Genomic DNA, 21865 nt, shown 5'->3' on the forward strand with positions numbered 1-21865 from the left:
TCTGTCAACCAGGCGTCGGCGAATAACGCATACTGCGCGAACCTCACCATCGCGGATCGTCCATGAAGCGGGTCGCCCTGTTTGTAACCCTGGCCTTATGTGCGTCGCCGTTCGATCATGCCGCGGCGGTCGAAGTGACCGATCTTTCGACAGCAACCTCGGGTACGCAGATCCAGTTGCTGCAGGTGGAGCGTGTCGGCAGCACGGAACATGACAGTCGCGGCACGGCGCTGCAGCGCTACGCATTCCAGCCATCGAGCCAGCCGCAGCTGGTGATAACGCCGACAAACGGCATGTGGAATTGGTCGGGGCAGGGCGCGTTGCAGATCGACGTGCAGAATGCGATGGCGTGGGCGGTCACGCTGGTTGTCGATATCGATGGCGCTGCGCCGAATCAACATTTGCATGCGGTGGTGGGGTTGCCCGCGGGACCTGCGCAAACCCTGGTCGTGCCTTTGCATGACGCTTCACCGCGCAGCTTCGGTATGCAGGTCGGTCCGCTGATGCCTTTCGACGATCACGGTCGCGACGTATTCGTAGCGACGAAGGTCGAAGGCGCCATCGATCCGGCACAGATTCGCGCCATCCACCTGAGCATGTCCGCGCCGCAAGCTGTGCAGCAATTGCTGCTTGGAAAGGTGGATACGGCCGTTGGCGATGCATCGTTGCAGGACGCCTATCGCGGCATCGTCGATCAGTGGGGGCAGTACACGCGCGGCAAATGGCCGGAAAAGGTCGGTAGCGACGCCGTGCTGCGTGCCGGGCACATGCAGGAGCAACACACGCTCAATGCAGAGATGGCGGAACGACACGGGTTGGATGTTTACGGCGGTCGCCAGGACATCGCACTCACGCGCACCGGGTGGTTTCACACGCAGAAGGCGAAGGGGCGCTGGTGGCTGGTGACACCTGATGGTCATGCGTTTTTCTCGCTGGGCGTGAATGCCGTGGCAGCGGACAACTCGCGCACCTATGTGCAAGGCCGCGAGTACATGTTCGTCAATCTGCCGCTGGACGAAGCGCCATGGCACACGTTCTACGGCCTCAGCGACAGTCGCGACGCGGAGCGTGTCGCGAGCATGGGCCTTGGCGCCAACCGCGGACGCTGGTTCGATTTCTATGAAGCCAACCTCTATCGCGCCAGCGGTGCCGACTGGCTGACAATATGGCGCCGACGCGCGCTCGATCGCCTGCAGGCCTGGGGTTTCAACACGATCGGCAACTGGAGCGACGATGCGCTGGGCAAGATGCATCGCGTGGCCTACACCTTGCCGATCTACATCGACGGCACGTTCGGCAATGTCTCCAGCGGCTTCGATTACTGGGGACGCATGCCCGATCCGTTCGATCCGCGCTTTGCCAGAGCCGTCGAACAGGCGGTGGCGAATGCAACGGAAAACGGGCGCAAAGATCCGTGGCTGCTCGGCTATTTCGCCGACAACGAACTGGCGTGGGCTGGTTTTGGACCGCAAGGACGCTGGAATTTGGCGATGGGCACCTTGCGCGGCGAAGCACGCAGCGACGCCAAGCAGGCTTTCATCGCCATGTTGAAGAAAAAGTACGGCGAGCCTGCGAAGTTCGCGGCAGCGTGGGGCATCGCGCTTGCGGATTGGTCGGCGTTGAATGCGACAAACTTTGCCGCGCCCGAACCGGGCGACGCGCATCCGGCCATCGCGGAGGATTACAGCGCATGGTTGCGCATGTATGCCGACAAGTATTTCAGCACTGTCGCCGCAGCGATCCATCGCCACGATTCGCATCATCTGTTTCTCGGCGGCCGTTTCGCGGTGAACACGCCCGAGGCAGTAGCGTCGTGCGCGCAGTATTGCGATGTGATCAGCTTCAACCTGTATGCGGACGTGCCGCAGCATGGTGTGGATCTCGACGCTGTGCACAAGCTGGATAAACCGGTACTCATCACCGAATTCCATTTCGGCTCCGACGATCGCGGTCCGTTCGGCAAGGGCGTCGTGTCGGTGTGGAACGAGGCGCAGCGTGGCGAGGCTTATGCGCGCTTCGTGCAGGCGGCGGCGAGCGATCCGGCCATCGTCGGCACCCACTGGTTCGAATACGCCGATCAGCCGGTGACGGGTCGCCTGATCGATGGCGAAAACAGCCATATCGGGTTGGTCGGCATCACCGATCTCCCGTTCGGAGGCTTCGTGGAGGCGGTACGCAAGGCCAATCTCGGCCTTTCGCACTGAGGGTCTCAGGCCCTGACACGGCCCCGGAGCACCCTCCGGGGCAAGCCAAGCGGTTCTGCAGCCGGCAAGTCATTGATTGTCGGGCGGTACTGCCACCCCCTTCATTTTCACCAAAAAAGGTGAAAAGATGAGCCCCATGACTCTCCATCTCACCAGCCGCCAGTCCAACATCCTCGCCTTCATCCGGGCGCGCCTGCAGCAGACCGGCGAGGCGCCCACCCTGGACGAAATCGGCAATGCCATGGGCCTGCCCAACGTCAGCGCGGTGCTCAAGCACGTGCGCTCGCTGGAGGCGAAAGGGCGGCTGGCGATCGAGCCTAACCGCGCGCGCGGCATTCGCCTGATACAGGAGTCCGATCCGCTCGCCGCCGACACCATGGAACTGCCGCTGATCGGTCGCATCGCGGCCGGCGAGCCGATCTTTTCCGAGTCGCGGGTGGAACGCAGCATGTACGTGTCGCGCGATCTGTTTCGCCTGCGCCCGGATTACCTCGTGCGCGTCATCGGCGATTCGATGCGCGACGAAGGCATCCTCGATGGCGACCTCGTCGCCGTGCACGCCACGCCGGTGGCGCGACACGGGCAGGTGGTGGCCGCGCGCGTGGACGATCGCTTCACCATCAAGCGCCTTTACTGGAAGGGCGATCTGATTCGCCTGCTGCCCAACAGCCAGGGTTATGAACCGATCGATCCCGATCCCACCGAAGACTTCGCCATCGAAGGCTTGTTTGCAGGTCTCGTGAGGGGCGCCTGATGGGTGCGATCGTGGCCCTGGCGAATCTGCTCGATGCGCGACAGGTGTGGCGCGGTCAGGCAGTGCCGATTGTGGAAGGCGAGCAGCCGACCGGTTGGCCGCAACTCGACGCCGTACTGCCGACGCGCGGCTGGCCGGAAGCATCGTTGTCGGAAATCCTGATACCGGCCGACGGCATCGGCGAATTGCGATTGGTGTTGCCGGCCCTGGCGCGATTGACGCAAGGCGCTCGTCCCGTGGTGTTGATCGCGCCGCCGTATCTGCCGTGCGCCATGGGATGGCGTCAGCATGGCGTGAATCTGCAGCGACTGGACATCGTCGATGCGGAAGAGAAACAGGTGTTGTGGGCTGCCGAGCAATGTTTGCGCTCTGGCAGTTGCGCCGCGGTGCTGGCATGGCCGCATCAGGTAGACGACCGCAGCCTGCGCCGCTTGCAGGTGGCCGCGGATACCGGGCGCGCGCTGGCGTTCGTGTTTCGCGACCGCAAGCATCTGGCGAACGCATCGCCTGCTTCGTTGCGGCTCGAACTTACGACTGCGCCGCACACCGCCATCTGGGTGCGCAAATGCCGTGGCGGCAATGCGCCGTCGCAAGCCATTCCCTTCGATCACGTTCACCGTCTTTCCAGCGAGGGCTGGAATTCAGAAGTGACAACGCATGCGGTTCATCAGCGTATGCGCGGTTCTCTGAATTCCGGCCTTCGCCGGAATCACGAACGAAAGAAGCAAAGCGCGTGAGGGCCGCCTATGTTGTGGGCCTGCCTGTTGCTGCCGCAGTTGGCGCTGGATGGAGTCCTCCGTCACCGCGCCGATGATTCTCCGCTGGTGTTGGTGGACGGCCCCGTCAACGCGCGCACTGTGATGGCCGCCAACGCACGCGCACGTGCGGCAGGGCTGCATATCGGACAGCGATTGACGGCGGCGCAGGCACTCCTGGCGCAATTCGATGCGATCCCTTATGACGCTGCCGAGGTCGGGCGTTGGCAACAGTTTCTCGCCGGCGTGGCCTATCGCTACAGCTCGCAAGTGGCGTTGCTGCCGCACGCGATTGTGCTTGAGGTCAGCAAAAGCCAAAGCCTGTTCGGATCGTGGTCGACGATGGAACGCCGTTTGCGCAGCGACGTCGCTGCGCTCGGTTTTCGCCATCGCGTTGCTGCGGCGCCGACGCCGCATGGCGCGTATGTGCTGGCCGGTGTCGGCGATGGACAAACGGCCTTGAGTCACGAGGGCATGCAGCGCCTTCTCGACGATGTACCTTTGAGTAAAAGCCGTTTGCCGACGGAACCGGTGGATACGCTGCCGCGCATGGGTGTGCGGCGACTCGGGCAGTTGCTGCGCATGCCTCGCGATGGTCTGCAACGCCGATTCGGCGCCGGGCTGTTGCAAGCGATGGATCGCATGATGGGCGATATGCCTGCGGGACTCGATCTCTACGTCCCGCCCGATGGCGTGGATTGGCACATCGAGCTATCGCACGAAGTCGAAAACATCGCTGCGCTGATCTTCCCGTTGCGGCGCATGATAGGGGATCTTGCCGCGTATCTTTCCGGTCGCGATGGCGGCGTGCAGCGATTCCTGTTGCGGCTGGAGCATCGCGATCGCGTCGTTACCGATGTGCCGGTAGGCATGCTTTCGCCCGAACGCAGCACCGACGTCCTGTTCGACGCGGCACGCGGCCGTCTTGAACAAGTGCAATTGCCCGCGCCCGTGCTCGCCTTGCGACTGATCGCCGACGATCTTCCTGCCTTCGTTCCCACGGGCCGCGATCTGTTCGATGAACGTCCCGCCAACGCGCTACCTTTCGAGCAATTGCGCGAACGCTTGCGTGCGCGACTCGGTGATGGCGCGGTTTATCAGTGGAGTACCACCAACGATCCACGTCCGGAGCATTCGCAACGCGTTGCGGCGGAAGACGAAGGTCTACTTGAGCCACGTCCACGTCCCACGTGGTTACTGGAACGGCCCATTCCATGGCGTGGTGCGTTACGTATTGTTTCCGGCCCTGAGCGTCTGGAGACCGGTTGGTGGGACGGTGGCGATACGCGCCGCGACTATTACGTCATCGAAACCGATCTGGGTCAGCGCGCATGGGCGTTCTGTGCACCCGATGAGCAATCAGGCTGGATGCTGCACGGATGGTTTGCATGACGGATTACGCCGAACTGCACTGCCTTTCCGATTTCTCGTTTCAGCGCGGCGCTTCCAGCGCGCGCGAATTGTTCGAACGCGCATCGGAGTGTGGCTATGCCGCACTGGCGATTACCGACGAATGTTCGCTCGCCGGTATCGTGCGCGCCTTGGAATCTTCCCGTGATACGAAAGTGTCGCTGATCGTCGGCACGGAAATCCAGCTCGCCGATGGCCCTAAGCTGGTATTGCTTGCAGAAAACAAACAAGGCTATGTGTCACTGTGTCGTTTGATCACGCGAGGTCGCAGAGCATCCGAAAAAGGCGATTACCGCCTGACCCGCGCTGACATGGCCGAAGGTGCTCCGGGGGCGTTGGTGCTATGGATTCCCGAGTGCGAACCTGATCGCGAGCATGGCGCATGGGTCAAGCATCTTTTCGATGGCCGAGCATGGCTGGCGGTGGAGTTGCATCGCGATAGCGATGATGATGCACGCCTCGCTGAACTCGAGGCATTAGGCGAATCGTTGCAGTTGCCGCGCGTTGCAAGTGGCGACGTGCATATGCACGTCCGACGGCGCTTGCCGCTGCAACATACGATGACCGCGATTCGTCATCACACGACCATAGCCAAAGCGGGTGCCGTGTTATTTCGAAATGGCGAGCGGCATCTGCGCAGGCGCTCGGCACTGGAAAAGATTTATCCCAAAGCATTACTGGATGAGAGCGTGCGCATTGCGAAGCGATGTACGTTTTCGTTGAAAGATGACTTGCACTATCAATATCCCAAGGAACTTGTTCCCGATGGCTGCACGGCCATGCAATGGCTGCGCCATCTTGTGGCCGAAGGTGCCGCATGGCGTTGGCCCAATGGTGTGCCGGGCGACTTTCAATCAAAGATCGAGCATGAGCTGTGGTTGATCGAGGAGAAACGTTACGAGGCGTTCTTCCTTACTGTGCATGACATCGTGCGTTATGCGAGGAGCCAGCACATCCTCTGTCAAGGGCGCGGCTCGGCCGCCAATTCCATCGTGTGCTTTGCGTTGGGCATCACGGATGCCGATCCCAGAAAAATTGATTTGCTGGTAGAGCGATTCATTTCCATCGAGCGTGACGAGCCACCCGATATTGATGTCGACTTCGAGCATGAGCGTCGCGAGGAGGTCATCCAATACGTCTATAACAAATACGGACGCGAACGCGCTGCGCTTGCAGCGACGGTTATCAGTTACCGTACCAAAAGCGCGGTGCGCGACGTAGCCAAAGCCCTTGGGTTGCCTGAGGACCAAATCGACAAGCTTGGCCGGAGCTTTTTTCGTCTTGGAGACGCTTCTCTGGGAAGGCGTCTACGTGAGCAAGGCTTCGACCCCGACGCGCCTGTGATGCGCAAGCTTCTTGCACTGACTGCACAGTTGCTCGACAAGCCTCGTCACCTGAGCCAGCACGTGGGCGGCTTCGTCATCCACGATGCGCCGCTGCATGAACTGGTGCCGGTGGAAAATGCGACGATGCCCGATCGGACCATCATCCAGTGGGACAAGGATGACCTGGACACCATGGGTTTGCTCAAGGTCGATTGCCTGGCACTTGGCATGCTGACGTGCCTGCGCAAATGCTTTGGCATCGTTCATCGACATCGTGGCAAGGCATTGACCCTTGCCACGATCGAGCACGACGACAAGAAAACGTATGACATGATCCAGCGCGCCGACACCGTCGGCGTGTTCCAGATCGAGAGTCGCGCGCAGATGTCGATGCTGCCTCGACTCAAACCTGCCAATTACTACGATCTGGTCGTCCAGATCGCCATCGTGCGTCCCGGTCCGATTCAGGGCGGCATGGTTCATCCTTATCTGCGTAGACGCAAGGGTGAGGAGCCGGTCGACTATCCGTCAGAAGTGCTAAAACCGGTGCTCGAACGCACCATGGGTGTACCACTCTTTCAAGAACAGGTGATGAAGCTGGCTGTGGTGGCGGCCGGCTATACACCAGGGCAGGCGGATCAATTGCGTCGCTCGATGGCAGCGTGGCGGCGTCATGGCGATATGGAAGTACACCATGAACGCATAACCCGCGGCATGCTGGAAAGAGGTTACACGCAGGCTTTCGCCGAGCAGATCTTCGAGCAGATCAAGGGCTTCGGAAGTTATGGTTTTCCGGAAAGCCACGCCGCCAGTTTCGCCAATCTCGCTTACGTCAGCAGTTGGCTGAAATGTCACGAGCCGGCTGCGTTTGCGTGCGCATTGCTCAATGCCCAGCCAATGGGTTTCTATGGACCTAGCCAGATTGTGCAGGATCTGCAACGTCGCGATATTGCAGTGCGACCGGTGGATGTGCGCCATAGCGATTGGGATTGCACGCTGGAAAGCGATCCGCGCAGTCATGGCGGTTTGGCGTTGCGGCTTGGCATGCGGCAGCTGCGTGGCTGTCGTGACGATGTGGCGTTGCGCATTTCGAAGGCGCGAGAGCAACAAGCCTTCCGCGATATCGTCGATCTGTGCACGCGCGCGCAGCTGGATCGGCGTCATCAGGATCTTCTGGCTGACGCGGGAGCTTTGCGCGGTCTCGCCGGACATCGTCATCGCGCGCTGTGGCTGTCGGCTGGTGTGGAATCGCAATTGCCGCTGTTCGGGCGAGAAAGCCCGCGCGAGGGCGATATCGTGTTGCCATTGCCGACAGTGGCGGAAAACGTGATCGCTGATTACGCCTATAGCGGACTGAGTCTAGGGCCGCATCCGCTCAAGCTTTTACGCCATCGATTGCGCGCGGCGCGTTTTATCGATTCGCGCAGTCTGCGCGCGCAGCAACACGAAGCGCAGGTGCGCACGGCGGGGCTGGTGACACAACGGCAACAGCCTCAGACGGCCAGCGGCGTTACCTTCATCACCATTGAAGATGAATTCGGCTGCGTGAATGTAGTTGTGTGGAATCACATCGCGCAAAGCCAGCGTCGCCCGTACCTGGAGGCGCGACTGCTTGCCGTCGAGGGACGCTGGGAGGCGGTGGATGGTGTAAGCCATCTCATTGCGCGGCGCTTGCATGATATGAGCGGCATGCTTGGCGACCTGGACGCGCGGTCGCGGGATTTTCATTAAGGATTTCGCTCGCGTTGCATAGGTGATCGTTATGCAGACACTACTTTTCGACGAGACGGTGCAAGCGATTGCCGATGCATCGACTGGGCCGATTACCTATCAGCCAGGCGTGATATCACCAGCGTTGGCGTCCGCCTGGTTTTCCGCGCTGCGCGATGCCGTCGATTGGCATGCCAGTGCGCGCATGATGTACGAGCGCATGGTGGACGTGCCGCGTTTGCATACGCATTACACCATCGACGATCCCGGGCTTCCTGACGTGTTGCGCGAGGCGCTTGCCGTGGTTGGAGCGAACGTGCATGCATCGTTCAACAGCATCGGGCTGAATTTCTATCGTGATGAGCACGACAGTGTGGCGCCTCATAACGACAAGCTGCATGAGCTGGTGCCGCATCAGCCTATCGCTTTGCTGTCGCTGGGCGCCACGCGAACCATGGTGATCCGCCGCAAGCTGCCGCCGCATTTGAAAACGGAGCTTGAATTGGAGGCGGGGAGTTTATTGCTGATGGGGTGGAATGCGCAGTTGCATTACGACCATGGCATTCCCAAGCTGCGGCGGCCGGTGGGGCCGCGGATCAGTCTGGCGTTTCGTGTCAGGCCGACACGTGCGTCCGAAACGTGGGGCGGTTGATAACCCGCTTTTTTGCTGGTCAATGACGGGTGTGTGAGTGTGATGGCCGAGCAGATGCTCAGGCGGGTTGCAGGAGAGCCCCGAGATACGCCGGATGCTCAATCACGGCACGCGCGCCCGCTACTTCAAGCTCTTCGCGACTACCGAATCCCCACAACACGCCAATACCCGCGACGCCATTGGCCACCGCGCCTTCCATATCGAAGCGCCGATCGCCAATCATCGCCGTCTCGTGCGGCGAGGCATCGAAGTCCGTCAATGCAGCGGCGATCATCGACGCCTTCTCGCTGTGCGGACTCGACGGATGCGGCCCATACAGTTTCTCGAAGCGATGGCCAAAGGGCAGCGCATCGATGATGGGTTGCGCATGCCGATGCGGCTTGCTGGTCACGATGGCGAGTCGATGACCGGCCGCGTGCAGCTCGGCCATCAGGTCTTCAATGCCCGGATAGATGCTGTGCTCGCGCCAGCCGAGCGTGGCGAAACGCTCGTGGTAGTACTCCACCGCCGCCTCGATGCGTTCGGCATCGTTATCCAGCAGCGGCGCGAAGCTGTGACGCAAAGGCGGGCCGATCCACGAACGCAGATCGTCCGGCGACGGCACATCGAGCTTCGCCAGCGCATGCTGGATGCATGCGCTGATCCCTGGCTCGGAATCGATCAGCGTGCCGTCGAGGTCGAACAGGCAAAGCATTACTTTGCAGCGCGTGCCTTGAGTGCGGTAACAGCCGGCAGCTCCTTGCCTTCGAGGAATTCCAGGAACGCGCCGCCGCCGGTGGAGATGTAGGAAACCTTGTCGGCGATGCCGTACTTGTCCACCGCGGCCAGCGTGTCGCCGCCGCCGGCGATGGAGAAGGCCTTGGAGTCGGCCACCGCATGGGCGAGTAATTCCGTGCCCTTGCCGAAGGCATCGAACTCGAACACGCCCACCGGACCGTTCCACACCACGGTGCCGGCCTTGGCGATCAGCTCGGCGTACTGCCTGGCGGTTTCCGGGCCGATGTCCAGGATCATCTCGCCGTCTTTGACCTGATCCACCAGTTTGACCGTGGCGGGCGCATGCGCGGAAAACTCCGGCGCGACGACCACATCCACCGGCATCGGCACCTGGGCGCCGCGACGCTTGGCATCGGCAAGCACTTTCTTGGCGGCGGGGAGGAGATCCGGCTCATACAGCGAGTTGCCTACGGGGTAACCGGCCGCTGCGATAAAGGTGTTGGCAATGCCGCCGCCCACGATCAGCTGGTCGACCTTGCCGATCAGGTTTTCGAGCAGTGTGAGTTTGGTGGACACTTTCGACCCGGCGACAATGGCGAGCAGCGGATGCGCCGGGTGTTCCAGCGCCTTGCCGAGTGCATCGAGCTCATCGCACAGCAGCGGACCGGCGGCGGCGATGGGAGCGAATTTGATCACGCCGTGTGTCGAAGCTTGCGCGCGGTGCGCGGTGCCGAAGGCATCCATCACGAACACGTCGCACAGCGCGGCGTATTTCTTGGAGAGCGCTTCGTCGTCCTTGCCTTCGCCGACATTCATGCGGCAGTTTTCCAGCACGACGACTTCGCCGGCGGCCACGTCCACGCCATCGAGGTAGTCGGCGACCAGGCGCACCGGCGTGCCGAGTTGCTCGCCCAGCCATTTCGCCACCGGCGCCAGCGAGGATTCGGCGTCGAACTGGCCTTCCTTGGGGCGACCCAGGTGCGACATCACCATCACCTTGGCGCCGGCATTGCGGGCGGCCTTGATGGTGGGCAGCGAAGCGTCCAGACGCTGGGTGGACGTGATGCGGCCGTTTTCGATCGGCACATTCAAGTCTTCGCGGATCAGCACGCGCTTGCCGCGCAGGTCGAGGTCGCTCATGCGGGTGACGGTCACGTGATACTCCTGGCATAGCTGAGGAAGTCGGCCACCGAAGGCCGGAACCGCGTATTTTCCCGCCCGCGCCGCGTCGATGCAAACGGCGGGGTTTACACTGTTCTCATCGTCCCTCCATGGAGTGGTCCTATGGCGTCCGATCTCGTCCTTTACAGCTATTGGCGCTCCAGCGCGTCCTTTCGCGTGCGCATTGCGCTGAATCTAAAGGGTTTGCGTTACGAAACGCGGGCAGTGCACCTGGTTCGCGACGGCGGCGAGCAGCACGGGACGGGCTATGCGGCGCTCAATCCGCAAGAACTGGTGCCGACGTTGATCGACGGCAATCGGGTGCTGACGCAGTCGATGGCGATTCTGGAATATCTGGACGAGACGCATCCGCAACCGCCGCTGCTGCCAGCCGATGCGGCGGGGCGTGCGCGCGTGCGCGAGCTGTCGCAAGTTACAGGGTGCGATATCCATCCCATCGGCAATCTGCGCGTGTTGCAGCGACTGGGCAGCCAGTTCGATGCGGACGACGAACAGAAGGCGATCTGGATGCGGCATTGGGTCGCCACGGGGTTCCATGCATTGGAAGCCATGCTGGCGAGCAGTAAGGACACGGGGCATTTCTGCCATGGGGATACACCCACCATGGCCGACGTGTGCCTGGTGCCGCAGGTGTATAACGCACGGCGCTGGAAGGTGCCGCTGGGGGATTACCCGACGATTCTGCGCATCGATGCGTTGTGTGATTCGCACGATGCGTTTCGCGATGCGACGCCCGATCGGCAGCCGGATGCGCCGTCACATGCTTGAGCGGTCATTCCGGGGTGCTGGCTCTAGCGTGACGCCTTGATTAAGGCGTCACGCTAGGCGAGAGGTATGAGGCGTTAGAAGCCCAGCCCGTACGGATCGTTGCCCGCCAATTCGGTACTCTCGGCGTTGCCGCCTTCCGACAGGCGAATCTTCAACGCCAGACCATCGCGCGAGTCGGCCTTCGCCAATGCTTCTTCCAGCTCGATACGGCCACTCCTGTACAGCTTGTACAACGACTGGTCGAACGTCTGCATGCCTTCCTGCAGGCTGCGATCCATCGCTTCCTTCACTTCGTGGATCTGGCCGCGGCGGATCATGTCGCGGATGAAGGGCGTGTTGAGCAGCACTTCCACCGCTGGCAAACGGCGGCCGTCCTTGCCCAGCACCAGGCGCTGGCTGATCACGGCGCGAAGGTTCAGGGCCAGGTTCATCAGCACGTTCTTGTGTGCCGATTCGGGGAAGAAGTTGAGGATGCGCTCCAGCGTCTGGTCGGCGTTGTTGGAGTGCAGCGTCGCCAGGCACAAGTGACCGGTTTCGGAGAACGCGATCGCCGCTTCCATCGTATCCGTGTCGCGGATTTCGCCGATCATGATCACGTCGGGCGCTTCGCGCATCGCATTGCGCAGGGCCTCGTGATAGGTGTGCGTATCCAGGCCCACTTCGCGCTGGTTGACGATCGATTTCTTGTGGCGATGCAGGTATTCGATCGGGTCCTCGATGGTGAGGATATGGCCCGACGAATTGGAGTTGCGATGGTCGAGCATCGCCGCCAGCGTCGTGGACTTACCGGAACCCGTCGCGCCCACCACCAGGATCAGTCCGCGCGGTTCCATGATCAGTTCGCGGAAAATCGGCGGCAGCTGCAATTGCTCGACGCTGGGAATTTCGCTCTTGATCGCGCGAATCACCATGCCGACTTCGCCGCGCTGCTTGAAAACGTTGATACGAAAGCGGCCGGCTTCCTTCACCGCCAGCGCCATGTTGAGTTCCAGGTCGCGCTCGAATTGCGGCACCTGGCCTTCATCCATAAGCGAATAGGCGATCTTTTTCACCATGCCGCTGGGCAGCCCGGTATTGCCGAGCGGGTAAAGCTTGCCCTCGACCTTGATGTTCACCGGGGCGCCCGTCGTCAGAAACATGTCCGACGCGCCCTTGTCCACCATCAGCTTAAGGAAGTAACCGATATCCACCGTAAAGACCCCAAAATTTTACGCATTGCATTCAAGGATTGTGCCCGCTCACAATACGCTGTGATCCTCGGAGAGGAATGAGTGATGGTGCACACATTTTCCCCGTTACAGGAACGCGACAGGCGTTTCCCGACGGTGGTCCCGGTATGGGTGCTGGCTGCGTTGCTGGCGTTAAGCGGTTGCGCAAGCGTACCTCCGCCGGATAGCGCGATGAATCAGGCCCAGGCCCAGTTGCAGGCGGCACGCGACGCGGGTGCGGCCGACTACGATCCGGTCGACTTCGGCTTCGCGCAGGACAAGTTCCAACAGGCCCAGGCCGCCATGGCCGACCGCAAGTATGCGCTCGCCGGCGACCTTGCGGACGAATCGCGGGCCGATGCCAACCTGGCGCGGACCAAGGCGATGCTCGGCCAGGCACGTGCCCAAATTCAGTCCAAAACCGACGCAAACAGTCAGTTGCGCTCCCAGAATGCCGAAGCGCAGTCGGAGAACGACCAGCACTACCAGCAGCTGAAGGCCCAGCTGGCCGCCCAGCAGGCGTCCATGCAGCAGGCGGGTGGCGGAGATAATGGCGACAACGGCGCCAATCCGGCCTCGTCGTCGACCTTGCCGGCGCCGGCCGCGCCATCGAGTACCGCGCTGCCTAGCCAGGCACCGGTGCAACAAGACATGCCGGCACCTTCGTCCTCGGTACTTGGCAGTCCGCAGCAGCAAGGGCAGGGCTTCCAGACCCAGCCCGACTCTGGCCAGCAGAGCCAGGGAGGCCAGCCATGAAAAAACGTTACGCATCCATCATTGCCGTGTCGCTGCTGGCCCTGTTCGCCAGCACCGCCGTCCAGGCGCGCAAGGACGACATGGACGTCGATCGCCTCAACAACAGCCTGAACCAGCTGGCCAGCGATCCCTCGCTCGGCACCTATGCCCAGGCCGATCAGGCGCTCGCGCGCGATGCGGTCAGCCAGCTGGCCCAGGCCAGCTCGCATGATCGGCCGCATGCGCTGTACATCGCCGAGCGCCGCGTCAACCAGGCCAAGGCCGAAGCCCAGCTGCAACTGGCGCAACGGCAGCTCAATCAGCTCGATCAGGAAAACGCGCAGCTGCAGCTCGAACGCAGCCGCATCGATGCCACGGCCGCGCAGCAGCAGCTGGATATCCAGCGCATGCAATATCAGCTGTCGCAGCAGGAAACCGAACGTCTGCAGGCGCAAGGCCAGGCCGCCGCCGACCAGGCCGCGCAGGCCCGTGCCGAGGCCGAGCAGGCCCGCAAAGTGGCTGCCGCGCAGGGCAGAGTGGCAGCCGCCGCCAGAAAGCAGGCGGAACTGGCCGCCAAGGCCGCCAAGGCATTGCGTTCGCAGATGCAGGACAGCCAGTCCTCCGGCAGTTCCAGCGGCGGTAACTGAGTCTCCGCCGGCGCTGCCAGGCAGTGCCGGTTTTACGGGTTTTTGATCAAAAACCCAGCACTGATGCGGCTTCCCGAGGGGCGCTTGCGCCCCCCTCGGACCGGGAGTAGGGTCGAATTGCCGCGGACCTCCAGCTTTCGCGGTTTACCGACCCGAATCATGCGCATACCCGTCAACGTCCCCTCACCCATGTCCTTCCTGAAGGATGTGGGCTGTGGTCATGCGTGCGGTTCGATTCTGCCAAAACTTGCTTGCCCGCAGTATTGCGAGGAGGTTGGATCATGTTTGAAAACCAGCAGCGTGACGATGTCGAAGCCTTGATGAAAGCCGACGCGGAGTTTCGTCGGCTCTACCAGCACCACAGGGAACTCGACAGCAAGGTGCACGATGCCGAAATCGGCGTTCTCCCCATCGACGATATGACCTTGGCAGGGATGAAGAAGGAAAAGCTCTACGCCAAGGAACGTCTCCAACGCATGTGGGACAACCGGCAGCACCCCGTCAACTGACCTGCACGTTTTCACATGACGCACGGCCCCGGACTACCGGGGCCGTTTCATTTTGGGGCGTTGCAAATCATGCGTTCGCACTTGCGAAAACGAACTTGCATCAAAGAACAAGCGTCACTGTTGCCATGGCGATGCGCGCGCCGATTGTATCGATTCAATCGCTCCATCCGGATCAATGGATTCCTTCGGCGAAGCGCATCGGCAGGGCGAGGCATGAATCACAACACCCCTTGCACGGAGCAACCGCCTCGCTCGGTTATCATGCGCCATTGGCGCGACGATCGAGTCCGCGCGCTTCACCATCCAGGCAACGGAGTTTTCATGACGGTCAATGCAAGCGTCCTCGAACTGATCGGGAACACCCCCATGGTGCGCGCCCAGCGCCTGTACACCGGGACTTGCGAGCTGTTCCTCAAGCTGGAAAGCGCCAATCCGGGTGGTTCGATCAAGGATCGCATCGGCCTGTCGATGATCGAAGGCGCCGAGAAAGCCGGCAAGATCAAGCCCGGCGCCACGCTGGTGGAAGGTACCGCCGGCAACACCGGCCTGGGCCTGGCGCTGGTGGCGCAGGCGAAGGGGTATCGCCTGATTCTCGTGGTGCCGGACAAGATGAGCCGCGAGAAAATCTTCAACCTCAAGGCGATGGGCGCCGAAGTGGTGCTCACGCGTTCCGATGTCGCCAAAGGTCATCCGGAGTATTACCAGGACATGGCCGAACGCATCGCGCGCGAAACGCCCGGTGCGTACTTCATCAATCAATTCGGCAATCCGGACAATCCGCTCGCACATATCCAAACCACCGGTCCGGAAATCTTCAGGCAGATGGATGGCAAAGTGGATGCCGTGGTGGTGGGTTGCGGCTCGTCCGGCACCATGACAGGCTTGTCGAAATACTTCGCCGAAGTGTCGCCGCATACGGAAATCGTGCTGGCCGATCCGGTGGGTTCCATCCTCGCGCAGTACATCAACGAAGGCGTGCTGTCGACGAAATCGGGCAGCTGGATGGTCGAAGGCATCGGCGAGGATTTCCTGCCGACGATCAGCGATTTCTCGCGCGTCAAAAAGGCCTACGCCATTTCCGACAAGGAAAGCTTTCTCGCCGCGCGCGCCTTGCTCGCAAAAGAAGGTGTGCTCGGCGGTTCTTCCACCGGCACCTTGCTCGCCGCCGCATTGAAATACTGCCGCGAACAGACTGAACCCAAGCGCGTCGTGACGCTGGTGTGCGACACCGGCAACAAGTATCTGTCGAAGATGTACAACGACTACTGGATGCTCGACAACGGATTCATCGCGCGCGATCAACACGGCGATCTGCGCGATTTGCTGCTGCGCCCATTCGCGCAGCGCGACACCGTGGTGGTCGGTCCGAACGAATTGCTGATGACGGCGTACACGCGCATGAAGCTTTACGACGTGTCGCAGTTGCCGGTGATGGACGGTAGCCGCATCGTGGGCATCCTCGACGAATCGGACGTGCTGATGCATGTGCACGCCGACGAAGCGCGTTTCCGCGACTCCGTCGCCACCGCCATGATCACCGATCTCCAGATGCTGGACGTGCGCTCGCCGATCCAGTCGTTGCTGCCCGTGTTCGAGCGCGGTCACGTTGCCATCGTGGTGGATGGCGAGCAGTTCCTTGGTCTCATTACCCGTATCGACCTGTTGAACTATTTGCGACGCAAGGTGCACTAAGTTCGAACCGTAAGCGAAAAAAGTAGGTGCCCGAAAAGAGCAGAAACAAAGCAACCTTCATTCTCGCGTTGCGGCAAACCGCCCCCGCCGTCATTCTGGCGAACGCCGGAATCCAGTAGCGAGAGCTTGCAGATGTGCAGACATGCATGTGGCTAGTCGTCACTGGATTCCGGCCTTCGCCAGAGTGACGGGTCCAGCCAGAAAGCCAGCCGAAACGGCACGCCCCTAATGTGCCCGCTCATTTTGATCAGGAACTGACGTCATGTGTGGAATCGTCGCTGCCGCCGCTCAACGAGACGTTGCCCCGCTGCTGATCGCCGGCCTCAAGGCCCTGGAATATCGCGGATACGATTCAGCCGGCCTGGCCGTGCTGGAATCGGGGCAGGTGCGTCGCGTGCGCGCCAAGGGCAAGGTCCGCGAAATGGAATCGCTCTATCTCGCCGATCCCTTCCCGGGCGGCACCGGCATCGCGCACACCCGCTGGGCCACGCATGGCGTACCCAACGAAGCGAATGCGCATCCGCACATGATCGGCCGCATTGCGGTGGTGCATAACGGCATCATCGAAAACTACGCGCCGCTGCGTGCAGCGCTGCAGGCGAAGGGTTGCAACTTCACGTCCGAAACCGATACGGAAGTGATCGCGGCGCTGATCGACGCGAATGTATCCAAGGGCATGCACCTGCGCGAAGCCGTTCTCGCCAGCGTGCGCGAGCTGGAAGGCGCGTATGCCATTGCCGTGATCGATCGCGACGAACCGGGCCATGTCGTCGGCGCGCGCCGCGGTGCGCCGCTGCTGGTCGGCGCGGGCATTGGCGAAAATTTCCTCGGTTCCGACGCGCAGGCACTGGTCCAGGTCACCAACAAGATCATCTATCTCGAAGACGACGACGTCGTCGAGATCACCCGCAACGACGTTCAGGTCTACACCATCGACGGCAAGCCGGTCGAGCGCGCCGTGCACGAAAGCGAGCTGTCGGCCGACGCGGTCGAGCGCGGCGAATACCGCCACTACATGCAGAAGGAAATCTTCGAGCAGCCGCACGCCGTGAGCAACACGCTCGAGGCGCGCATCGGCGCGAGCGGCGTACTGCCGAATATCTTTGGCGTCGGTGGCGACGAGCTGCTGGAAAAAGTGAAAGGCGTGCACATCATTGCCTGCGGCACCAGCTATCACGCCGGCATGGTCGCCAAATATTGGATCGAGGATTACGCACGGCTGCCCGTCAGTGTCGAAGTCGCCAGCGAATACCGCTATCGCGAATCCGTCGTGCCGGAAGGCACCTTGTTCATCGCCATTTCGCAATCCGGCGAAACCGCCGATACGCTGGCCGCGATGCGCGAATCGCGTCGTCGCGGTTACCTTGGCACGCTCGCCATCTGCAACGTTCCCGAATCCTCCGTCGTGCGCGAAGCCGATCTGAAGCTGATGACCCGTGCCGGTCCCGAGATCGGCGTGGCGTCGACCAAGGCATTCACCACGCAGCTGGCCGCGCTTGCATTGCTCACGTTGCATCTGGCCAGGCAACGGAACCTGGACGAAGCGCGCCACGCCGATCTGTGCGCGCAGCTGCACCGCCTGCCGCGCGCCCTCGAAGAAGCATTGAAGCTCGAGCCGCAGATCATCGAGCTTTCCGAGCGCTTCGTTCACCGCCACCACGCCTTGTTCCTCGGTCGCGGTGCCCACTATCCGGTGGCGCTGGAAGGCTCGCTCAAGCTCAAGGAAATTTCCTATATCCACGCCGAGGCCTATCCGGCCGGCGAACTCAAGCACGGACCGCTGGCGCTGGTCGACGAAGACATGCCCGTCGTCGCCGTGGCACCGAACGGCCCGCTGCTCGACAAACTCAAATCCAACCTGCAGGAAGTGCGTGCCCGCGGCGGCGAACTGATCGTCTTCGCCGACTCCGCCGCGTACATCGATGACAATGCCACGCGCGGCAGCATCCTGCGCATCGATGCCGGCGGCGATTTCATCGCGCCCGCCGTGTTCACCGTGCCGTTGCAATTGCTGGCCTATCACGTCGCCGTGCTGCGCGGCACCGACGTTGACCAGCCACGAAACCTGGCCAAGTCTGTCACGGTGGAGTGACGGACTTAGCCCTGCGATATTCCCTGATCGATACGAATAAAGTCCGTATCGCAAAGTCGCAGCGTGCCGGAAAACCAACTCTCACTTTGGTCCGGTTTTGCCGATGCTGGTCAAAAGGGAGCCCCTTCCCGAAGGAAAGGGGCTCTTCATGCCGGGGTCTGCAGGGTGGCCTCGGCGATGAACCGTCAACCTTTTTCAATCACGCTCACGGACACGAAGGTGTAGCCCATGGCCTGCAGGCCTTCCACGATCTGCTTGAGGTAGCTGATGTCCAGGGTCGGGTCGATAAAGAAGCTCTGCACGGAATCCTGGATCACTGTGTTGCAGTTGGCGCTGGACAGGATGTCTGCCGGGAAGCGTGGTGGATTGTTGTTGTATTCCACCAGTTCGACATCGCCGAGCTGTTCGGGCAGCACCATGGAGCCGAACACGTTGCGCACCAGGTACGGATAGAACTGGCCATAGATCTTGGTGTAATCCGGCGTCCCCGTGCCGCAAGCGCCATTCGGGCACCAGCCGACGGCGTACAGGTCGCGTTGAGACATTGCCTGGAACTGGGATTGGAATACCTGGTAGTCGATGGCCGAGGCGGCATAGTGCGGCGGTACGAAAACCGTGGGCAGGGCCAAGCCCGCTTTGGCGAATTCCTGGAAGCCGTTGGCGACGCGTCCCATCGTCCATGATGCGGAATCGACCGGCACAGGGGTATCGAAAATCACGCTGTTGGACGCGTCGATGTGTGCGGTATAGAACTCGAAATCGTCGCCACTGACGGCGGTGTAAGGGTTGTCGATATTGGAATACTGATGCGTGTAGCCATGCATCATCATGACGCCGCCCCTGGCGACCATGTATTTCAATGCGCTGACGAAGGTTTTGTTCTGGTACAGATGGATCGATACCGGCACACCGTTGTTGTAGTAGCCATTCGGGTCCACGTAATACGGAATCAGCGCGACGCTGAAAGGCACGTTCTTGCTGTACAGGTAATCGGCGATCGCGCGCAGCTGGGCAGGGCTGTCTTCCACATCCACATCCTCAATGCGCACCAACGCACGTTTGCGTGATGGCATGTTCGGGTTGGATACATTGCCGATCAGGTCGATCGCTGCCAGATAGCGATCGTTCATGCCGGTGTAACTGAAAGGAATCTCGCCGATATAGGTGAGGTTGGCGCCACGCGTGGCCCAATTGACGGTGCCGCCGGTATCGTTGGTGGCGACTGCAAGTGCCTGCGCCTTGGTGGGATCGTTGATCGTCGTCTGCAGCAGGCCGGAAGGTACTGCCAATGCATTGCGTTGCAGCGCAACGCCCTTGTAGGTCACCGTCAAGGTGTTGGAGAAGTCGAAGTACATCGGCGTGAAGCCGTATTGCCCCGCGAAATTCGCGGCTTGCGCGGACAGCTGCCAGATGTTGTCGTTCATCCACAGCACCGGCTTGGTCGTCGCCAATACATCGTTCAGCAGCGCGGCGGGCAAGGGCTCGCCATACGTCGAGCCGATGTAGATCAGTCCGGTGTAGTTGCTGAGTTCACCCGCGACATAGTTTATGGCGGGATGCATGGTGTACTTGCTGCCATGCGTGACCAGGTTGCCGGCCATGACGCCATACGCTTCGCCGAGCCAGCCCCATTGCCCGGTGACGTCGTAGAGCACGAGCGTGTTCTGGTTCGGGTTTGCACCGGGTGCCGCCGCGTAAGCGTTCGGTGCGGACGTTGTCGCGGCCGTGACTCCGCGTGCGAGTGTCCTCCATGTACGCGGCGCCTGCTCGATCACTGCCCGCACTTTTGGCAAAGCAGCTTGCGGTGGCGGCGGCGGCGCAGGCAAGGGCGCGCGATCAAGCCTCGGCATCATCGAGCCTTGGGCTGCATGGACTGCGGACATCGGGCCGGATGCCGCCAGTAGTGCCAATGCGGCACTGATGAGGAAAGTCTGAAAACGAGATGGCCCGCGGAGTGATGGTCTGAGCATGGGATGTCCCCCTAGCGCAAAAACGAAGACGACGCACGACAGCAGCTATAACGCCCTGCGCGCATGGCTGTGAATGCGATGAATCCCGAAAGCCCAGGCCCCTGTCCCGTGAAAGGAACGCCTCGCCGTAGGGGAGAGTACGGCGATTCGTTTCATTTGTCGACTAGCAAATTATTTTGATCGAGTCAATAGTGTATTAACGAAAATATCATGAAATTAATGTGTATATTTAACGTCAAGTTGGCAATATGAGATACCGCGCAACTTTTTGCGCTGTGATACCAGCGTGTCCACCGATTCCGTCCAATCGGGAGATGCGCGGTCCGCTGCTCGCGACTGGGCATTAGGGGGCGAGGACAGGATGTCCAAGGAGCAGGGTGGCGTCTCCATCCTGCAAGTTAGGGGGATGTATGCAGGACATCCTGATCGTTTCCGGCACGCGTCCGGAGATCATCAAGCTTGCGCCGTTGTATCACTGCTTGTGTGCAAGCGGTTGGGCACGACCGCATTGGTTGCACACCGGGCAGCACGGTGAAATGGCGCGGCAGATGCTTGAGTGCTTCGACATTCTTCCCGATGTGACGCTTGAACGCGGCGGCGATGGCTTGTGCGAATTCAGCACGTGCTGCCGCAGTCTGCTCGACAGCGTGATGGCGAGCGGCGGATGGTCGCTGGTGCTGGTGCAGGGCGATACCGAAAGCACTTTTCTCGGCGCGCTCTGCGGTTTTCATCGCCGCATTCCCGTCGCGCACATCGAGGCCGGTTTGCGTACTTACGATCTGGGGCGGCCGTTTCCCGAAGAGGGATTGCGTCAGATGGTCAGCCGCATTGCCAGCTTTCACTTTGCGCCGACCGAACGCGCCGCGCTGGCCTTGCGCAAAGAGGCCATTCCAGAGGACCGCATCAGCGTTACCGGCAATACGGTGATCGATGCACAGCATTGGATAGTGCGGCGTCACCGGCTGCGCCGCAGGATGGAAGGGCGCGGCCATTTGCTGGTCACCGCGCACCGGCGCGAAAACTGGGGCAGCGATCTGCGCGAGATCTGCTATGCGATTGCCGATGTCGCCGGCCGCCATCCCGAGCTTGAAGTGCTGTTTCCGGTGCACCTCAATCCAGTCGTGAGTCAGCCGGTGCATGCGATTCTCGGCGGGTTGTCGAACGTGCACCTCAGTCCGCCATTGGATTACCTGCAGATGCAGCAGGCCTTGCTCGATGCCTGGTTGGTGTTGACGGACTCGGGCGGTTTGCAGGAAGAGGCGCCCACCTTCGGCGTGCCGTTGCTGGTGCTGCGCACGGAAACCGAACGGCCGGAAGCGATCGAGGCCGGTTGCGCACGGCTGGCCGGCACGCGGCGGACATCCATCGTCCATCAGATCGAGGCGTTGTGGTCGAACGCGGATGCGTACCACGCGATGGCGCACGCGGGCAATCCATTTGGCGACGGCACGGCCAGTGTGCGTGTCGTCGATGTGCTCAAGGAGGCATTGGCCGACAACGAGCGCAAGCGCGAAGTCGGCTGAGCCAGGGAGATG

General features: G+C 61.4%; 16 protein-coding genes and 1 pseudogene. 13 read left to right on the forward strand and 4 right to left on the reverse strand.

Annotated features, from left to right (window positions below):
* Nucleotides 1-62 precede the first annotated feature (62 nt).
* The 6 genes and pseudogenes from DWU99_RS12425 (at nt 63) to DWU99_RS12450 (ending at nt 8810) form a co-directional block, all read left to right on the forward strand.
* Nucleotides 63-2204 carry a beta-agarase gene (locus DWU99_RS12425; RefSeq protein ID WP_115478378.1) on the forward strand — a complete coding sequence of 714 codons (2142 nt, stop codon included), beginning with the start codon at nt 63-65 and terminating at the stop codon, nt 2202-2204.
* 136 nt (nt 2205-2340) lie between these two features.
* Nucleotides 2341-2958, forward strand: a complete 618-nt coding sequence (gene lexA / locus DWU99_RS12430; protein WP_115478379.1) for a transcriptional repressor LexA — start codon at nt 2341-2343, stop codon at nt 2956-2958.
* A pseudogene (gene imuA / locus DWU99_RS12435) lies at nt 2958-3575 on the forward strand (translesion DNA synthesis-associated protein ImuA); the annotation flags it as partial. The gene lexA and the pseudogene imuA, both read left to right, overlap by 1 nt.
* Before the next feature lie 129 nt (nt 3576-3704).
* Nucleotides 3705-5105, forward strand: coding sequence for a Y-family DNA polymerase (locus DWU99_RS12440; RefSeq protein ID WP_115478381.1), 1401 nt, complete (start codon nt 3705-3707; stop codon nt 5103-5105).
* On the forward strand, nt 5102-8179 hold the full coding sequence (locus DWU99_RS12445) for an error-prone DNA polymerase (RefSeq protein WP_115478382.1): 3078 nt from the start codon (nt 5102-5104) through the stop codon (nt 8177-8179). Before DWU99_RS12440 ends, DWU99_RS12445 begins: the two co-directional genes overlap by 4 nt.
* A gap of 31 nt (nt 8180-8210) precedes the next feature.
* Complete coding sequence (locus tag DWU99_RS12450; protein ID WP_115478383.1) at nt 8211-8810, forward strand: alpha-ketoglutarate-dependent dioxygenase AlkB; 600 nt, start codon at nt 8211-8213, stop codon at nt 8808-8810.
* Nucleotides 8811-8868: 58 nt separating this feature from the next.
* On the opposite strand, the gene DWU99_RS12455 is transcribed toward DWU99_RS12450, so the two are convergent.
* On the reverse strand, nt 8869-9504 hold the full coding sequence (locus DWU99_RS12455; RefSeq protein WP_115478384.1) for an HAD hydrolase-like protein: 636 nt from the start codon (nt 9502-9504) through the stop codon (nt 8869-8871).
* A complete protein-coding gene (locus DWU99_RS12460; RefSeq protein ID WP_425476817.1) occupies nt 9504-10667 on the reverse strand; it encodes a phosphoglycerate kinase in 1164 nt (387 codons plus the stop codon). Before DWU99_RS12460 ends, DWU99_RS12455 begins: the two co-directional genes overlap by 1 nt.
* A gap of 144 nt (nt 10668-10811) precedes the next feature.
* On the opposite strand from DWU99_RS12460, the gene maiA reads away from it, so the two are divergent.
* The gene (maiA, locus tag DWU99_RS12465) at nt 10812-11477 is read left to right on the forward strand and encodes a maleylacetoacetate isomerase (RefSeq protein ID WP_115478386.1); all 666 of its coding nucleotides are present in this window, start codon (nt 10812-10814) and stop codon (nt 11475-11477) included.
* 74 nt (nt 11478-11551) lie between these two features.
* Here the strand turns inward: maiA and DWU99_RS12470 are convergent, their stop codons facing one another.
* Nucleotides 11552-12667, reverse strand: coding sequence for a PilT/PilU family type 4a pilus ATPase (locus DWU99_RS12470; protein ID WP_115478387.1), 1116 nt, complete (start codon nt 12665-12667; stop codon nt 11552-11554).
* An 84-nt stretch (nt 12668-12751) separates the two neighbouring features.
* Between DWU99_RS12470 and DWU99_RS12475 the strand changes: the two genes are divergently transcribed.
* The 5 genes from DWU99_RS12475 (at nt 12752) to glmS (ending at nt 18360) form a co-directional block, all read left to right on the forward strand.
* Entirely contained in the window at nt 12752-13441 is a 690-nt protein-coding gene (locus tag DWU99_RS12475; RefSeq protein WP_115478388.1) for a DUF4398 domain-containing protein, read from the forward strand.
* Nucleotides 13438-14067, forward strand: coding sequence for a hypothetical protein (locus tag DWU99_RS12480; protein WP_115478389.1), 630 nt, complete (start codon nt 13438-13440; stop codon nt 14065-14067). Before DWU99_RS12475 ends, DWU99_RS12480 begins: the two co-directional genes overlap by 4 nt.
* Before the next feature lie 281 nt (nt 14068-14348).
* On the forward strand, nt 14349-14576 hold the full coding sequence (locus DWU99_RS12485; RefSeq protein WP_115478390.1) for an HP1242/YdcH family protein: 228 nt from the start codon (nt 14349-14351) through the stop codon (nt 14574-14576).
* 321 nt (nt 14577-14897) lie between these two features.
* On the forward strand, nt 14898-16268 hold the full coding sequence (locus DWU99_RS12490) for a pyridoxal-phosphate dependent enzyme (RefSeq protein WP_115478391.1): 1371 nt from the start codon (nt 14898-14900) through the stop codon (nt 16266-16268).
* A gap of 262 nt (nt 16269-16530) precedes the next feature.
* Nucleotides 16531-18360: a glutamine--fructose-6-phosphate transaminase (isomerizing) gene (gene glmS, locus DWU99_RS12495; protein WP_115478392.1), complete on the forward strand. Its 1830-nt coding sequence runs from the start codon at nt 16531-16533 to the stop codon at nt 18358-18360.
* 185 nt (nt 18361-18545) lie between these two features.
* Here glmS and DWU99_RS12500 read toward each other — a convergent pair whose 3' ends face one another.
* Nucleotides 18546-20243, reverse strand: a complete 1698-nt coding sequence (locus tag DWU99_RS12500; RefSeq protein ID WP_158543283.1) for a DUF2334 domain-containing protein — start codon at nt 20241-20243, stop codon at nt 18546-18548.
* A gap of 497 nt (nt 20244-20740) precedes the next feature.
* Here DWU99_RS12500 and wecB point away from each other — a divergent pair, with 497 nt between their 5' ends.
* Nucleotides 20741-21853: a non-hydrolyzing UDP-N-acetylglucosamine 2-epimerase gene (gene wecB / locus DWU99_RS12505; RefSeq protein WP_115478394.1), complete on the forward strand. Its 1113-nt coding sequence runs from the start codon at nt 20741-20743 to the stop codon at nt 21851-21853.
* The last annotated feature ends 12 nt before the right edge of the window (nt 21854-21865 follow it).

Origin of the sequence: Dyella psychrodurans (assembly GCF_003363265.1) — a bacterium.
GTDB lineage: Bacteria > Pseudomonadota > Gammaproteobacteria > Xanthomonadales > Rhodanobacteraceae > Dyella_B > Dyella_B psychrodurans.

What these genes read in the sequence shown, in the direction of transcription:
- DWU99_RS12475 (WP_115478388.1), top strand. Translation starts at nt 12,752, where the DNA reads ATGGTGCACACATTTTCCCCGTTACAGGAACGCGACAGGCGTTTCCCG.
- DWU99_RS12425 (WP_115478378.1), top strand. Translation starts at nt 63, where the DNA reads ATGAAGCGGGTCGCCCTGTTTGTAACCCTGGCCTTATGTGCGTCGCCG.
- DWU99_RS12450 (WP_115478383.1), top strand. Translation starts at nt 8,211, where the DNA reads ATGCAGACACTACTTTTCGACGAGACGGTGCAAGCGATTGCCGATGCA.
- DWU99_RS12480 (WP_115478389.1), top strand. Translation starts at nt 13,438, where the DNA reads ATGAAAAAACGTTACGCATCCATCATTGCCGTGTCGCTGCTGGCCCTG.
- DWU99_RS12490 (WP_115478391.1), top strand. Translation starts at nt 14,898, where the DNA reads ATGACGGTCAATGCAAGCGTCCTCGAACTGATCGGGAACACCCCCATG.
- DWU99_RS12440 (WP_115478381.1), top strand. Translation starts at nt 3,705, where the DNA reads ATGTTGTGGGCCTGCCTGTTGCTGCCGCAGTTGGCGCTGGATGGAGTC.
- DWU99_RS12460 (WP_425476817.1), bottom strand. Translation starts at nt 10,667, where the DNA reads ATGAGCGACCTCGACCTGCGCGGCAAGCGCGTGCTGATCCGCGAAGAC.
- lexA (WP_115478379.1), top strand. Translation starts at nt 2,341, where the DNA reads ATGACTCTCCATCTCACCAGCCGCCAGTCCAACATCCTCGCCTTCATC.
- maiA (WP_115478386.1), top strand. Translation starts at nt 10,812, where the DNA reads ATGGCGTCCGATCTCGTCCTTTACAGCTATTGGCGCTCCAGCGCGTCC.
- DWU99_RS12485 (WP_115478390.1), top strand. Translation starts at nt 14,349, where the DNA reads ATGTTTGAAAACCAGCAGCGTGACGATGTCGAAGCCTTGATGAAAGCC.
- DWU99_RS12500 (WP_158543283.1), bottom strand. Translation starts at nt 20,243, where the DNA reads ATGTCCGCAGTCCATGCAGCCCAAGGCTCGATGATGCCGAGGCTTGAT.
- DWU99_RS12445 (WP_115478382.1), top strand. Translation starts at nt 5,102, where the DNA reads ATGACGGATTACGCCGAACTGCACTGCCTTTCCGATTTCTCGTTTCAG.
- wecB (WP_115478394.1), top strand. Translation starts at nt 20,741, where the DNA reads ATGCAGGACATCCTGATCGTTTCCGGCACGCGTCCGGAGATCATCAAG.
- glmS (WP_115478392.1), top strand. Translation starts at nt 16,531, where the DNA reads ATGTGTGGAATCGTCGCTGCCGCCGCTCAACGAGACGTTGCCCCGCTG.
- DWU99_RS12455 (WP_115478384.1), bottom strand. Translation starts at nt 9,504, where the DNA reads ATGCTTTGCCTGTTCGACCTCGACGGCACGCTGATCGATTCCGAGCCA.